The organism is Streptomyces tricolor, assembly GCF_002155905.1.
In the GTDB taxonomy this organism is placed as follows: Bacteria; Actinomycetota; Actinomycetes; order Streptomycetales; family Streptomycetaceae; genus Streptomyces; species Streptomyces tricolor.
Genome location: NZ_MUMF01000016.1, coordinates 1 through 14,406, shown reverse-complemented (window position 1 = coordinate 14,406; position 14,406 = coordinate 1). Strand labels below are relative to the sequence as shown.

The following is a 14,406-nucleotide window of genomic DNA, read 5'->3' as shown; positions in this document are numbered from 1 at the left end:
GCCACACCACCGACAGCAGGATCGGCAGCCCGCGCCGCCGCCGCAGCACCTCGTGCAGCAGGGAGGACTCCAGGCGCTGGTAGTCGCCCGGCGTCCCGTGGAACTCGTAGCGGGTACCGAGCAGCCGTCGTACGGCCTCGGCCCAGGCACGCGGTCCGCCCGGCCGGTACGGCAACTCGCCCGCCAGCCGGTCCAGCTCCGCCTGCGCGGCGTCGATGCCGGCCTCGTCCAGCGCGCCGTCCGCCTCCGCGCCGATCAGCAGGCACAGCGCCGACAGGTCCGGCCGCTCGGCCCGCGCCTCCTCGGCGAACCGCTGCCGCAACTCGGCGGAGCGCTCCGGCGGGGGCGGGTACGGGGGCGGCAGATAGGGGTGGCTCATGACAGGCTCATGCCCTTCCGTGGTCGCCGGTCTCGCCCTGCGGGGCGGACCGGTCACCGGCCTCGGCGTCCGTCTCCCGGCCGGTGGCCTCGTCGGGCGCCGGGTGCCGGCTGCCGGCCGGACCGGCGGCCGGGCGCGGACCACCGGGCGTGCTGCCGGCCGGGCGCCGGTCTCCGGGCGCGTAACCCGCCGGGACCCGGCCCCCGGGACCTCCTTCCGGCGCCGACCGGCCGCCAGGCCCGCTGCCCGCCGAGATCCGACCGCCGGGCACGCCGTTCGGCGCGGAAGGGTCTCGGGGGGTGTTGCCGGCCGGGGTTCGGTTGCCGGGATCGCTCTCCGGCGTGGTCGGGTTTCCTGGGGCGCCGCTCTCCGGCGCGGTCCGGTCGTCAGTCGTGCCGTCCTCCGGCGTGGACGCGTCTTCTGCCGCGTGGCCCTCCGGCGCGGTCCGGTCGTCAGCCGCGCCGCTCCCCGGCGTGGACGCGTCTCCTGCCGCGTGGCCCTCCGGCGCGGTCCGGTCGTCAGTCGCGCCGTCCTCCGGCGTGGTCGGGTTTCCGGGGGCGCCGCCCTCCGGCGCGGTCCGGTCGTCAGCCGCACCGCCCCCCGGCGCGGTCCGGTCCGCGGTCCCGGTCTCGGTGTCCGTACCCCGGTCGCCGTTCTCCTCCGGTGCCCGGTAGTGGTGGTAGGCGTGGTGGGGTGCGAAGCCCAGGTCGCGGTAGAGGGCTCGGCCGGGCTCGTTGTCCGTCTCCACCTGGAGCCAGGCCGCCGAGGCGCCCTCCTCCAGCGCGCGCCGGGCCAGTGCGGCCATCACCTCGGTGGCCAGCCCCTGCCGCCGCCGGGCGGGGTCCACCTCGACGGCGGCGAACCCGGCCCACCGCCCGTCCACGACACACCGGCCGATCGCCGCCGGCGGCTCGTCGTCCCCGGCGCCGGGCACGGAGGCGAACCACACCGACGGCCCCGACCCGAGCACCCGCAGGGCCACCTCGCTCACCCCCTTGCGCTGGTACCGCGCGAGCCACGCCTCATCCGCCGTCCGGGACAGGACCACCCCCCGCGCCCTCGGCCCGGTCCGCGACCGGCGCCAGCGCCCCGGTCCACAGCTCGGCGGTCACCTCCCGCACCCAGCCGCGCCGCTCCAGCTCCGCGCACAGCAGCTCCTGCGTGCCCTCGGCGCCGGTCGCGGTCTGCACGTAGGCGGGCAGGCCGCGCTCGCCGTACCAGCGTCGTACGGCGGCCAGGGCCGCGTCGAGCGGGAGGCCGGGATCACCGAGCGGCAGCACACTGTTGGCCCGCCGGGTGAAGCCCGCCCGCAGCCCGACCGTCGCCCCGCCCGGGAGCGCTGGGCGCGGCCCCGTCTGTACCGCGGCCCGCAGCTCCCACTCGCCCAGCCGCTCGCTCTCCACCGGCCGCCACGCCCGCGCGGCGATCCGCGCCAGCTCCGGATAGGAAGCGGAGGGTCCCCTTCGGCGTGCCGGGGCGGCAGGGACGACCTTGCCCGCGACCAGCGCGGATTGCGGGATTCGGACCCTTTCGCCGTCCCGCCGTGTGATCATGAGCACGCCACCGTCCCATGATGTGAGAACACCCACCGTGTCAGTGAACTTCTCCGATTCGCCACCGGGTTCGCCCAAGCGCCGTACAGAGACCCGTTTGCCCACGTCAGCAGGGGTGATTCGGACCTCCAGGCGTCCTTTAGCGGAGATTTCCACTGGTCAGTTCACCCCTCCTGTTCGGATCATGCTCCGGAACGGAGATACTAGGGGCGGGCATCGACGACGCCGCGCTCCCGCGCGCCAGGCGGCGGAGCCTGAGGAGGCCCGCCAGCGCCCTATCGAGGAGGAACGACAGCGTGACCTACGTCATCGCGCAGCCTTGTGTCGACGTCAAGGACAAGGCGTGCATCGAGGAGTGCCCGGTCGACTGCATCTACGAGGGCTCCCGGTCCTTGTACATCCACCCGGACGAATGCGTCGACTGTGGTGCCTGTGAGCCGGTCTGCCCGGTCGAGGCGATCTTCTACGAGGACGACGTCCCCGAGGAGTGGAAGGACTACTACAAGGCGAACGTCGAGTTCTTCGACGAGCTGGGCTCGCCCGGCGGCGCCAGCAAGCTGGGGCTGATCGAGCGCGACCACCCCTTCGTCGCCGCGCTGCCGCCGCAGGGCGAGTGACCGTCTAGCGCCCCAAGCGGCCCGCACCAGCGCCGCCTCGGTCCCGTACGGCCCGATCACCCCGATCAGCGCCGCACGGGACCGAGGCGTTTGCCGCCCCCGTACGAAAGTGAGCCTGATCCCCGTGTCCGCAGTCTCCGAACGGCTCCCCACCTTCCCCTGGGACAAGCTGGAGCCGTACAAGAAGACGGCCCTCGCCCACCCGGACGGCATCGTCGACCTCTCCGTCGGCACCCCGGTCGACCCGGTGCCCGAGCTGGTCCAGAAGGCCCTGATCGCCGCGGCCGACTCCCCGGGCTACCCGACCGTCTGGGGCACCCCCGCCCTGCGCGACGCGATCACCGGCTGGCTGGAGCGCCGCCTGGGCGCCCGCGGGGTCACCCACCGCCATGTGCTGCCGGTCGTCGGCTCCAAGGAGCTGGTCGCCTGGCTGCCGACCCAGCTCGGCCTCGGCCCCGGCGACAAGGTCGCCTACCCGCGCCTGGCCTACCCCACCTACGAGGTCGGCGCCCGCCTCGCCCGCGCCGCGTACGAGGTGTACGACGACCCGCGCGAGCTGGACCCGACGGACCTGAAGCTGCTCTGGCTGAACTCCCCGTCCAACCCCACGGGCAAGGTCCTCACCCGGCAGGAGCTGACGGACATCGTCGCCTGGGCCCGCGCCCACGACGTCCTCGTCTTCTCCGACGAGTGCTACCTGGAGCTGGGCTGGGAGGCCGACCCGGTCTCGGTCCTGCACCCGGACGTCAACGGCGGTTCCTACGACGGCATCGTCGCCGTGCACTCCCTCTCCAAGCGCTCGAACCTGGCGGGCTACCGCGCGGCCTTCATCGCCGGCGACCCGGCCGTCCTCGGCCCGCTGCTGGAGATCCGCAAGCACGGCGGCATGATGACCTCCGCGCCCACCCAGGCGGCGGTCGTGGCCGCGCTCGGCGACGACGCCCACGTCCACGAGCAGCGCGAGCGCTACGCGGCCCGCCGCGAGGCCCTCCGCTCGGCCCTCCTCGCCAGTGGCTTCCGCATCGAGCACAGCGAGGCCAGCCTCTACCTGTGGGCCACCCGGGACGAGTCCTGCTGGACCACGGTCGCCCACCTGGCCGAGCGCGGCATCCTGGTGGCCCCGGGCGACTTCTACGGCGAGGCGGGGGAGAGGTTCGTCCGCGTGGCGTTCACGGCGACGGACGAGCGGGTACGCGCGGCGGTCTCCCGCCTGACGGCCTGACCCGGCCCCTGCCCCACCTACGCACACAGGCCGACGGGGCCCAGGGGAAGACCCTGGGCCCCGTCGGCCTGTGCAGCGGGGATCAGCCGCCCAGCGGCAGCCCGTTGGTCGGCAGGGACGACGTCGGCAGCCCGCCCTTGGTGAGCGCGTCCGTCGGCAGCCCGCCCTTGGTCGCACCGGAGGCGGCGTCCCCCAGGACACCCCCCGCCGTGCCGGCCGCGTCACCCGCGGCCTTCTGCGCCGCGGGCGCCGCCTTCTTCACGGCGCCGCCGCCGGTCTTGCCCGCGGCCGGAACCGCCTGCTTGACGGCCTTGCTGCCCGTGTCGCCCGCGACCGAGGTGACGCTCTGCGCGGCACCGTCGACGGCGTTGCCGACGTGCGCCCCGTCCAGCGCGGTCAGACCGCTGAGGTTCGGGGTGGCCGCCGGCAGATTCGTGGCCGCTCCGGCGGAGCCGGCCGCACCGACCCCGGCAGCCGCTCCCGCTGCGACGAGCAGCGCGGCACGGGCGATCCGGCGGGTCAGAGGGAGGGACATGATGCTCCATTCGACGGGAGAGAACGGTGTGTGCGTCCGAGTCCGGGTGTCCGGCTCGGACGCCGTGACTACCGCTCGAAGCCCGCGAAGGTTGCGGACGCCCCAGGTAAAGAATGGATAACGCATCGCATTATCAGGTGTGGATAAAAACGGGCAAACAGCGTCCGCCGGACACCGTGCAGAATCCTTCCGGCCCTTGAATTCCCAGGGTTTCCCCGTCCGGCCCGCACTCCGCCCGGACCGCCGGGCGGCACCGCGCCGCGCAACCCGCGGGAGTGACCGGCCGTACTACTGTCCGGTCACGATCCGGACCGCGCCCACGGACCGCTCCGGCCCGCCGGCCCCCTCCGAACCGACCGTGCGCCACTCGTCGCTGTCGCTCCCCACGGTCCACACCCGCCCCGCGTACGACACCCGCTGGATGTGCAGCGCCGAGGAGTTGGCGACCGCCCACTGCGCGAGCTGCCAGCCCCGCGCCCGCTCGTCGCGCCCGGTCGCGTCCGTCTTCGCGCCCTCCGGCACCGGAACCGTCACCGTCCGCCCGCGCGCGGTCGCGGTCACGCTGGGCGACGGGGACGGCGACGGCACGGGCGTCCCGCCCACCACCGCACCGGTCTCCTGCAGCGCGTCCCGCCCGAAGTCCCGTACCAGCGCGGTGCGCACCGCGTCCGGACCGGTCGCCGAAGCCGTGCGCGCCGGGCGCCCGTCACAGGTCAGGGTGGCCGCCGCCTGTCCGGTCAGGGCCGCGGCGAGCAGTCTGGCGTCCGGCTCGTGCTTGGCGTACGCCTCCGGGTAACCGCTGCGCTGCACCCGCTGCGCGGCCACCGTCAGCGGCAGCTCGGTGTAGTCCGGCACCTTGGCCAGATGCGCGTAGAACATGCCCGCCGCGTACGCCGGGTCCATGATCTGCCGCTCGGTGCCCCAGCCCTGCGAGGGCCGCTGCTGGAACAGGCCCAGCGAATCCCGGTCGCCGTGCCCGATGTTCCGCAGCCCCGACTCCTGCAGGGCGGTGGCCAGCGCGATCGTCACGGCCCGCTCGGGCATCCCGCGCCCGGTGCCGACGGCGGCGATGGTCGCCGCGTTCACCGCCTGCTCGGGCGAGAACTCGTACGAGGCCCCGTCGCCGGAGGCCGAGACCACCTTGCAGCCGCGCGCTCCGCCGCCTCCGGTGATGTACTGCACCACGAGGTACGCGGCGACGCCGCACAGGACCAGCAGGGCCGCGGAGTAACGGAAGAGGCGACCGCGGCGCTTGGGACGGGTGGGGGACGGCTCTGACACGCGTACAAGGTACTGGAGCCCGACCGCCCCCTCGCGGCGGGTCCGCGCCCCGTCGTACGGCCCCGGCCCCGGTGAGCGGCGCGCTAGGGTCGTGGCCATGGCCGACACCTCGCTTGATCTCACGCTGGACGCCGCCGCGCTCACCGCGCAGCTCGTGGACTTCCCGTCCGAGAGCGGCACCGAGAAGCCCCTCGCGGACGCCATCGAGAGCGCCCTGCGCGCCCTGCCGCACCTGACGGTCGACCGCTACGGCAACAACGTGATCGCCCGCACGCACCTGGGCCGCGCCGAGCGCGTGATCCTGGCCGGGCACATCGACACCGTGCCGATCGCGGACAACGTGCCCTCCCGGCTCGACGCGGACGGCGTGCTGTGGGGCTGCGGCACCTGCGACATGAAGTCGGGCGTGGCGGTGCAGCTGCGCATCGCGGCCACGGTCCCCGCCCCCAACCGCGACCTGACCTTCGTCTTCTACGACAACGAGGAGGTCGCCGCCCACCTCAACGGCCTGGGGCATGTGGCCGAGGCCCACCCGGAGTGGCTGGCCGGCGACTTCGCGGTCCTGCTGGAGCCCTCCGACGGCGAGGTGGAGGGCGGCTGCCAGGGCACGCTGCGGGTGCTGCTGAAGACCAAGGGCGAGCGGGCCCACTCGGCGCGCGGCTGGATGGGCGCCAACGCCATCCACGCGGCGGCCCCCGTCCTGGACCGGCTGGCCTCCTACGAGCCGCGCCGGCCGGTCATCGACGGCCTGGAGTACCGCGAGGGCCTGAACGCGGTCGGCATCAGCGGGGGAGTGGCCGGGAACGTCATCCCGGACGAGTGCGTGGTGACGGTCAACTTCCGCTACGCCCCCGACCGCACCGAGGAGGAGGCCGTCGCGCACGTCCGCGAGGTGTTCGCGGACTGCGGCGTCGAGGAGTTCGTGGTCGACGACCACAGCCCCGGCGCGCTGCCCGGTCTCTCCCAGCCGGCCGCCGCGGCCTTCATCAAGGCGGTCGGCGGCACCCCGCGGCCCAAGTTCGGCTGGACGGACGTGTCCCGGTTCTCCGCGCTCGGCGTCCCCGCGGTCAACTACGGCCCCGGCAACCCGCTCCTGGCCCACAAGCGCGACGAGCGCGTGGACACCGCGAAGATCCTCGCCGGCGAGGAGCGGCTGCGGAGCTGGCTCACCGCGTGACCCGGTGCCGGGCGGCGCCGCTGCACGCCGGACATGCGCGCGTCCCCCCTCCGTAACCCGGGTGGATCTAGGCTGAGATCGAACTACCGGCAAGCGGAGGGAGCGCACATGGCTACCGGCAACCCCGAGGGGAAGAAGCAGCCGCCGGACGAGCAGCGGCTCGGACCGGTCCTCCGACGGCGGGGCCAGGTGACGGCCAGCACGACCGACCAGCGGCTGCTGGACGAGCGTGCCCCCACGGACTGGGTGCACACCGACCCCTGGCGGGTCCTCAGGATCCAGTCGGAGTTCATCGAGGGCTTCGGCACCCTGGCCGAACTCCCGCCCGCCATCAGCGTGTTCGGCTCGGCGCGGACGACGGTGGACTCACCGGAGTACGACGCGGGGGTGCGGCTCGGCCGCGGGCTGGTGGAAGCGGGCTGGGCGGTCATCACGGGCGGCGGCCCGGGCGCCATGGAGGCGGCCAACAAGGGGGCGTGCGAGGCGGGCGGCATCTCGGTCGGCCTCGGCATCGAGCTGCCCTTCGAGCAGGGCCTCAACCCCTACGTCGACATCGGGCTGAACTTCCGGTACTTCTTCGTCAGAAAAATGATGTTCGTGAAGTACGCCCAGGGGTTCGTGGTCCTTCCCGGCGGCCTCGGCACGCTGGACGAGCTGTTCGAGGCCCTGACCCTGGTCCAGACCCAGAAGGTCACCCGCTTCCCGATCGTCCTGTTCGGCACCGAGTACTGGGGCGGTCTGGTGGACTGGCTGCGGAACACGCTGGTGGCCCAGGGCAAGGCGGCGGAGAAGGACCTGCTGCTCTTCCACGTGACGGACGAGGTGGAGGAGGCGGTGGCCCTGGTCTCCAAGGAGGCGGGCCGCTAGCCGGCGAGCCGGGGCCCTCGCCCCGGCAGGGGTGCCAGGGGGCGGGTCCCCCTGGTACCTACGCCAGACCCCGCCGGGCCACCGCGGGGACCCGGTGCCCGGCGATGGACGCCACCATCTCCAGCACCTGACGGGTCTCGGCCACCTCGTGCACCCGGTACACCTGCGCGCCGAGCCACGCCGACACGGCGGTCGTCGCCAGCGTGCCGATCAGCCGTTCCTTCACCGGCCGGTCCAGGGTCTCGCCGACGAAGTCCTTGTTGGACAGCGACACCAGCACCGGCCACCCCGTGGCCACCATCTCGTCCAGCCGCCGCGTCGCCTCCAGGCTGTGCCGGGTGTTCTTCCCGAAGTCGTGCCCGGGATCGATCAGCACGGACTCCCGCGGCACCCCGAGCGCCACCGCCCGCTCGGCCAGCCCCAGGGTCACGTCGAGGATGTCGGCCATCACGTCGTCGTACGTCACCCGGTGCGGACGCGTGCGCGGCTGCACACCGCCGGCGTGCGTGCACACCAGCCCCACCCGGTACCGCGCCGCGACCTCCGCGAGGCCCGGGTCGACCCCGCCCCACGCGTCGTTCAGCAGATCCGCGCCCGCCTCGCACACGGCCTCGCCGACCTCGGCCCGCCAGGTGTCCACGCTGATGATCACATCGGGGAACCGGCGCCGGACCTCCGCGACGAAACCCACCGTCCGGCGGGCCTCCTCCTCGGCCGTGACCTCGTCGCCGGGCCCGGCCTTGACCCCGCCGATGTCGATGATCGCGGCGCCCTCGGCCACCGCCTGCTCCACCCGGGCGAGGGCCGGCTCGTCGCGGAAGGTCGCCCCCCGGTCGTAGAAGGAGTCCGGCGTCCGGTTCACGATCGCCATGATCACCGGCTCGTGCGGCCCGAATTCCCGCCTGCCCAGCCTGAGCATCCGCTGTGACCTCTCCTAGTACGTTCCGCAGTACGGCCGCCTGTGACCCTAACCGTCAGACTCGCATGGCACGATCGGACCCTGACAGATTCAGCTTCCGGCACAGCGTCCGGTACCGAGCGTGGGGACCCTGAGGCGATGTTGATGTTCTTGTTCCTGGTCGTCGCGCTGGCCGTCGTGGTCGCCGCGGTGACCCTGGCCGTGGTGGGCGGCGGCGAGAGCGGCCCGCTCCCCGAGGCGGCGCCGGAGCGGCTCCACGACCCGCTGCCCGCCGACCGCCCGGTGGACCGCGCCGACGTGGAGAGCCTGCGCTTCCCGGTCGCCCCGCGCGGCTACCGCATGGCGGACGTCGACGACGCGCTCGGCCGGCTCGGCGCGGAACTGGCGGAGCGGGACGCCCGGATCGCCGATCTGGAGTCCGCGCTGGCCGGCGCCAGAGCCGCCGCCGCGCACGCCCGGCACGTGCGGCCGGACGACGGCGAGAGCGCGGAGGACCAGCGATGACCCCCCGAGCAGCCGTCGCGGGACCGGACGGCGCCCTGCGCTGCCCCTGGGCCCTGTCCACCGACGACTACGTGGCGTACCACGACGAGGAGTGGGGCCGCCCGGTCCACGGCGACGACGCCCTCTTCGAGCGGCTCAGCCTGGAGGCCTTCCAGTCCGGCCTGTCCTGGATCACGATCCTGCGCCGCCGCCCGGGCTTCCGCGCGGCCTTCGCCGGCTTCCGCATCGAGAAGGTCGCCGCCTTCACCGACACCGACCGCGAGCGGCTGCTGGCCGACCCCGGCATCATCCGCAACCGGGCCAAGATCGACGCCACTCTCGCCAACGCGCGCGTCCTCGCCGACTGGGCCGAGGGTGACCTGGACGCCCTGATCTGGTCCCACGCCCCGGACCCGGCGAGCCGCCCGGCCCCGAAGACCCTGGCGGACGTCCCGGCCGTGACCCCGGAGTCGACAGCCCTGTCCAAGGCTCTGAAGAAGCGGGGACTGAGGTTCGTCGGGCCCACGACGGCCTATGCCCTGATGCAGGCGTGCGGCCTGGTCGACGACCACCTGGAAGCCTGCGTGGCCCGCAGCGCCCCGTGAGGGGCGCCGGGCCGTGCCGAGGTGCGGCCCGGCCGCGTGGGCGCGGGGGCCCGCCACGGCCCGCGGCTCCCCACGGCGCGCGGCCGCCCCGGACTCACCGCCCCACGTACTTCGGCTTCTCCTTGTTCACGAACGCCTGCACGGCGATGGCGTGGTCCTCGGACTGCCCCGCCCGCGTCTGCAGCTCGTCCTCCTTCTCCAGCGTCTCCTCCAGCGAGTGCGTCAGACCGTAGGCCACCGCCTCCTTGATCGCCGCGTACGCCACCGTCGGCCCCGAGGCCAGCGTCCGCGCCACCTTCTCGGCCTCGGCGCGCAGCTCGGCGGCGGGGACGACCCGGTTGGCGATGCCCAGCTCCAGCGCGTCCTGGGCGCTGATGCTGCGCGGGAAGAGCAGCAGGTCCGCGGCGCGGCTCGGGCCGATCACCCGGGGCAGCGTCCAGGAGATGCCGGAGTCGGCGGTGAGGGCCACGCCCGCGAACGACGTGTTGAAGGAGGCGGTGTCGGCGACGACGCGGTAGTCCGCGGTGAGGGCGAAGCCGAAGCCGGCCCCGGCCGCGACGCCGTTGACCGCCGCGACCACCGGCTTCGCCGCCCCGGCGAGCGCCCGCACGATCGGGTTGTAGTGCTCCTTGACCGTGCTCATCGTCTGCCCGGACCCGGTCTCCCGGTCACTGGCCAGCAGCCCGATGTGCTCCTTGAGGTCCTGGCCCACGCAGAACGCCCGGTCCCCGGCCGCGGTCAGCAGAATCGCCCGTACGGCCGTGTCACCGGCCGCCGATTCCGCCGCCTCGCGGAGGGCGACCTTGGTCGCGATGTTCAGCGCGTTCATCGCCTCGGGGCGGTTCAGCGTGATCGTCGCGAGCCCGTCGCTCACCTCGTAGAGCACGGTGTCGGCCATGGCGCATCCCCTCCGGTTCGCGGCTGGTGACGTACCGTTCAGTACGTCCGTGTCTGAGGACAGCATGGCGGAGATCGCTGTCCATGGGCCGGACCGGGCGTGTGACCTGCGTCAAAGAAATCCGGAGCCGAGCCGGCCGGCGGATCTTCGTGCGGTGGCGCAGTATCGCAGCCACATCGCCGAATTGGGTGGTTTTGCTCGCGCGCGTTGCCCAAGCGATGCCGACTCATGTTGGTCATCGGGTCCTGCGATGCGGGATAATGGCCGGGAAGCAATGTGTTCGATGCCGGTGTCGCGTGTCCGTTTCGGATGGCGGGTGCCCTTGCGGGGCCGTCGGCAGACGATGAGCTGGTTTCAGGAAGGGGAACGAGCATGGCGGCCATGAAGCCGCGGACGGGTGATGGCCCGCTCGAGGTGACCAAGGAGGGGCGGGGCATCGTCATGCGCGTTCCGCTCGAAGGCGGCGGTCGACTCGTCGTCGAGCTGACCCCTGACGAGGCCGAGGCGCTTGGCGACGCCCTCAAGAAGGTCGTCGTCTGACGTCCCAGCGATCAGTCCTTCCGGCTGCCCCGGCATCGTACGCGGTGCCGGGGCAGCCGCGTTCCACCACCCCTCACCTGCACGTTCACCGCCCGACAGACCGCGGGTTCACCGCTTGACGGCGCACAGCAGGCCGTCGCCCACCGGCAGCAGCGAAGGCACCAGCTCCTGGCTCTCGCGGACCGTGCGCAGCAGTTCGCGCAGCCGCAGCACCTCCGTCGGCTGCGGCCCCGAGTCGACCGTACGGCCGCCCGCGAACACACCCTCGAAGACCACCAGGCCGCCCGGCCGCAGCAGACGCAACGATTCAGCGAGGTAGTCCGGGTACTCCAGCCGGTCCCCGTCGCAGAAGACGAGGTCGTAGCCGGCGTCGGCCAGTCGCGGCAGGACGTCCAGCGCCTGGCCGGGGATGAAGCGGGCCCGGTTGCTGGCGAAGCCGCAGACGCGGAACGCCTGCCGGGCGGACTGCTGGTGCTCCGGCTCCGTGTCCACCGTGGTGAGCACCCCGTCCGGCCGCATTCCGTGCAGCAGATGGATTCCGGACACCCCGCAGCCCGTGCCGATCTCCGCGACCGCCTTCGCGTCCACGGAGGCGGCGAGCAGACGCAGCGCGGCGCCCGTGCTGGGCGACACCGAGCGCAGCCCTGCCTCGCGGGCGCGGTCGCGGGCCCAGCGCAGCGCTTCGTCCTCGGCGACAAAGGCGTCGGCGAACGCCCAGCTCGTCTGCCGGTTGCCGGTAATGACCCTCTCCTGTCCCCGTGGTTGCCTGGGCGTGACTGTATCCGTTGGCGGCGGGAACCCGCAGATGGGACCGGGCGTTTATAGGGATGAGCCGGTGGTCGGGGACACGACGGGGGGCGAGAGGTGGATCGGGGCGCCGAGCAACTGCTGACGCAGCGGCATGAGCCGTATCAGCGTGTATCAAATTCTCGTAAAACCGCTTATCCGGAGCTAACGGGCGAGGTGGCTATGGTAGGGGCTCCACTGGACACCACCAGAGCCGACAGGGGAGGTGCGGCTGCGCCCGGGGATCGGGGTGGAGTGCTGCGGCGCTTCCTCGGGTCGGCGGGCAGGCCGAAATCCGTGACCGACACCGCTGCTGACAGCCACGCCGCCGGTTTCGCCGCAGGCGAGACCCAGACCGCGACCTTCGCCACCGACGCGGACGGGCAGGCGTGGACTCCGCCCACGTGGGAGGAGATCGTCAGTACGCACAGCGGCCGGGTCTACCGACTCGCCTACCGCCTGACGGGAAACCAGCACGACGCCGAGGACCTCACCCAGGAGGTCTTCGTCCGCGTCTTCCGCTCCCTGTCGACGTACTCGCCGGGCACCTTCGAGGGCTGGCTGCACCGCATCACCACCAACCTCTTCCTGGACATGGTCCGGCGCAAGCAGCGCATCCGCTTCGACGCCCTCGGCGAGGACGCGGCCGAGCGCCTGCCCAGCCGCGAGCCCACCCCGCAGCAGCTGTTCAACGACGCCCACTTCGACGCCGACGTCCAGCAGGCCCTCGACACCCTCGCCCCCGAGTTCCGCGCCGCCGTCGTCCTGTGCGACATCGAAGGACTGTCGTACGAGGAGATCGCCGCGACCCTCGGCGTGAAGCTCGGCACCGTCCGCTCCCGCATCCACCGCGGCCGGTCCCAGCTCCGCAAGGCCCTCGCGCACCGCTCCCCCGAGGCCCGCGCGGCCGAGCGGCGCTCCTTCCTGGCCCGGGTCCCCGCTCTGGGAGGAGGGGGCGCGACCGCGTGAGTGGATCTCGACCGAAACCTGTCGAGGAGGCACACCTCGCAGAGCAGCACCTGGGAGACCGGCTCTCCGCCCTGGTGGACGGAGAGCTGGGTCATGAGACGCGTGAGCGCGTCCTCGCGCACCTGGCCACCTGCGCCCGGTGCAAGGCGGAGGCGGACGCCCAGCGCGCGCTGAAGAACGTGTTCGCGGAGGCGGCCCCTCCGCCACCCTCGGCGAGCTTCCTGGCCCGCCTCCAGGGCCTGCCCGGGGGAGGTGACCTGGACGGCGGCGGCACGCCGTCACCCGGGGGCGGACTCCTCGGCGACGGCCCCGCCAGCGGGCCTTCCGGGTCCTCCGGATCCTTCGGGACCTTCGGCGTGAGACGTGGCGAGCGCCTCCCGTTCGGGTATGCCCCCGCCCGTGCGCACGGCATCGCCCCGGACCGCCCGGCGGCCTCCGCGGACCGCGGCTTCCGCATCCATCCCGTCGGCCGCCCGGACGACGGCCGCTCCGCCTCGCGCGGACTGCGGTTCGCGTTCGCCGCCGCCGGCGCGGTGTCGCTGGCCGCGGTCGCCCTCGGCGGCGTGACCACCGTCCTCCCCGGCGACCTGACCTCGGAGGCCCGTGGCGGCTCCGGCACCGGCAGCAATGTGACCCCGGCCCGTTCGGCGGGCACCGGCGCGGGCGGGGGCGCGGCCACCCCGGACAGCCAGCGCCGCCGCCCGGTGGGACCGCTGCTGGCGCAGGGCGGCCCGCAGGCCGGCCCGGCCCCGGTGGCGCCGACCACCTTGTCCGCGCCGCTGCTGCCCGGGCTGCCGACCCCGGCCGCCGGCCAGCAGCGCACCGGGGCGGTGCACGACCTGACCGCGCCGGTGCTGGCCGGCACCGCCGCCGTCTCCCCGCTGATACGCCCGCTCGACGAGACCGTGGCCCTCCCGCTCGCCGACTGGCCCACGACCCCCGGAGTTCCCGGAGTCACCGGCTCCGGTCTGCTGTCCGCCCCCGTCCCCGACACCACCCCCGCTCCCTCCGTCTCGCCGGCCGCTCCCGTCGTGCCCCACCCGTCGCCCTGACCGGCCGCTGCGCCACGGCCCGCGAACCTGGTTGAATCCTGTGAGGCCGTGCCCGCGGCGAGGACCCGGGACCGGCAGTCGATGTTCCATGGCCGCGGCAGCGCGCGGTCGCGGCCCAGCCGTGGGGAGAGCATGAACGAGGGGAACCGTGTCCCGCCGGTGGACGGACCGGAGGGAGCGGCGGGGGAGACACCGGCCGACCGGACCGCGGACGCCGAGGGTGCCGTACCGGAGGCCACCGGGGCGGCCGGCGGCGACTTCGAGCTGGCCAAGCCGGCGGCGGTGCCGCCGGCCGGCGCCGAGGGGGAAGAGGCCGTGGCGGCCGGGGAGCCCGCCTGGGCGGCCCCCGCCGAGCGGCCCAAGCCGTTGCACGACCCCGACCCGTACGGCACCCCGCCGTACGGCGAACCCGGCCCCTGGGCACCCGCGCCGCCCGTGCAGCACCCGGCGGCCACCCCGGCCCACGGAACGGCCGTACCCGCGCCCGTGGGCGCGTCGGCCGCCGCGCCCACGGCACCCCTGC

Annotated in this window: 15 protein-coding genes and 2 pseudogenes; 10 read left to right on the top strand and 7 right to left on the bottom strand. The window is 74.0% G+C overall.

The annotated features are described in order from the left end of the window. Both CCN44_RS01515 and CCN44_RS01510 read right to left on the bottom strand, forming a co-directional pair. Positions 1-379 (bottom strand): transglutaminase-like domain-containing protein (locus CCN44_RS01515; RefSeq protein ID WP_244203878.1); only part of this gene is annotated, 379 nt, incomplete at its 3' end. 649 nt (positions 380-1,028) lie between these two features. Then, positions 1,029-2,088: pseudogene (locus CCN44_RS01510) on the bottom strand (GNAT family N-acetyltransferase); the annotation flags it as partial. Between the two features lie 140 nt (positions 2,089-2,228). Between CCN44_RS01510 and fdxA the strand changes: the two are divergent. Next, the gene (gene fdxA, locus CCN44_RS01505; RefSeq protein WP_023546973.1) at positions 2,229-2,549 is read left to right on the top strand and encodes a ferredoxin; all 321 of its coding nucleotides are present in this window, start codon (positions 2,229-2,231) and stop codon (positions 2,547-2,549) included. A gap of 124 nt (positions 2,550-2,673) precedes the next feature. After that, on the top strand, positions 2,674-3,771 hold the full coding sequence (locus tag CCN44_RS01500) for a bifunctional succinyldiaminopimelate transaminase/glutamate-prephenate aminotransferase (RefSeq protein WP_059252436.1): 1,098 nt from the start codon (positions 2,674-2,676) through the stop codon (positions 3,769-3,771). Positions 3,772-3,853: 82 nt separating this feature from the next. Here CCN44_RS01500 and CCN44_RS01495 read toward each other — a convergent pair whose 3' ends face one another. Together CCN44_RS01495 and CCN44_RS01490 are read right to left on the bottom strand one after the other, a co-directional pair. Next, complete coding sequence (locus tag CCN44_RS01495; RefSeq protein WP_086696651.1) at positions 3,854-4,306, bottom strand: ATP-binding protein; 453 nt, start codon at positions 4,304-4,306, stop codon at positions 3,854-3,856. Between the two features lie 288 nt (positions 4,307-4,594). After that, positions 4,595-5,587: a heavy metal transporter gene (locus tag CCN44_RS01490; RefSeq protein ID WP_189397069.1), complete on the bottom strand. Its 993-nt coding sequence runs from the start codon at positions 5,585-5,587 to the stop codon at positions 4,595-4,597. Positions 5,588-5,684: 97 nt separating this feature from the next. Here CCN44_RS01490 and dapE point away from each other — a divergent pair, with 97 nt between their 5' ends. Next, on the top strand, positions 5,685-6,764 hold the full coding sequence (gene dapE / locus CCN44_RS01485; protein ID WP_059252438.1) for a succinyl-diaminopimelate desuccinylase: 1,080 nt from the start codon (positions 5,685-5,687) through the stop codon (positions 6,762-6,764). 108 nt (positions 6,765-6,872) lie between these two features. Further along, complete coding sequence (locus CCN44_RS01480) at positions 6,873-7,631, top strand: LOG family protein (RefSeq protein ID WP_059252439.1); 759 nt, start codon at positions 6,873-6,875, stop codon at positions 7,629-7,631. A gap of 58 nt (positions 7,632-7,689) precedes the next feature. On the opposite strand, the gene folP is transcribed toward CCN44_RS01480, so the two are convergent. After that, complete coding sequence (folP, locus tag CCN44_RS01475; protein WP_059252440.1) at positions 7,690-8,550, bottom strand: dihydropteroate synthase; 861 nt, start codon at positions 8,548-8,550, stop codon at positions 7,690-7,692. A 138-nt stretch (positions 8,551-8,688) separates the two neighbouring features. Between folP and CCN44_RS01470 the strand changes: the two genes are divergently transcribed. After that, positions 8,689-9,054, top strand: a complete 366-nt coding sequence (locus CCN44_RS01470; RefSeq protein WP_059252441.1) for a DivIVA domain-containing protein — start codon at positions 8,689-8,691, stop codon at positions 9,052-9,054. Beyond that, on the top strand, positions 9,051-9,638 hold the full coding sequence (locus CCN44_RS01465) for a DNA-3-methyladenine glycosylase I (RefSeq protein WP_059252442.1): 588 nt from the start codon (positions 9,051-9,053) through the stop codon (positions 9,636-9,638). Before CCN44_RS01470 ends, CCN44_RS01465 begins: the two co-directional genes overlap by 4 nt. Positions 9,639-9,732: 94 nt before the next feature. Here CCN44_RS01465 and chcB read toward each other — a convergent pair whose 3' ends face one another. Next, the gene (gene chcB / locus CCN44_RS01460) at positions 9,733-10,536 is read right to left on the bottom strand and encodes a 2-cyclohexenylcarbonyl CoA isomerase (protein ID WP_059252443.1); all 804 of its coding nucleotides are present in this window, start codon (positions 10,534-10,536) and stop codon (positions 9,733-9,735) included. A 372-nt stretch (positions 10,537-10,908) separates the two neighbouring features. Here chcB and CCN44_RS01455 point away from each other — a divergent pair, with 372 nt between their 5' ends. Then, positions 10,909-11,076, top strand: a complete 168-nt coding sequence (locus tag CCN44_RS01455; protein WP_018544333.1) for a DUF3117 domain-containing protein — start codon at positions 10,909-10,911, stop codon at positions 11,074-11,076. A gap of 108 nt (positions 11,077-11,184) precedes the next feature. Here CCN44_RS01455 and CCN44_RS01450 read toward each other — a convergent pair whose 3' ends face one another. After that, positions 11,185-11,883, bottom strand: coding sequence for an O-methyltransferase (locus CCN44_RS01450; protein ID WP_079081132.1), 699 nt, complete (start codon positions 11,881-11,883; stop codon positions 11,185-11,187). A gap of 234 nt (positions 11,884-12,117) precedes the next feature. On the opposite strand from CCN44_RS01450, the gene sigE reads away from it, so the two are divergent. From sigE to CCN44_RS45810, 3 genes and pseudogenes are all read left to right on the top strand, one after another. Continuing rightward, a complete protein-coding gene (sigE, locus tag CCN44_RS01445; RefSeq protein WP_079081133.1) occupies positions 12,118-12,831 on the top strand; it encodes an RNA polymerase sigma factor SigE in 714 nt (237 codons plus the stop codon). Continuing rightward, positions 12,828-13,883 (top strand): zf-HC2 domain-containing protein, encoded by a 1,056-nt coding sequence (locus CCN44_RS01440; protein ID WP_167403927.1) that lies wholly within the window; start codon positions 12,828-12,830, stop codon positions 13,881-13,883. The genes sigE and CCN44_RS01440 overlap by 4 nt, the downstream gene beginning before the upstream one ends. A gap of 132 nt (positions 13,884-14,015) precedes the next feature. Then, positions 14,016-14,406, top strand: a pseudogene (locus CCN44_RS45810) (protease); the annotation flags it as partial.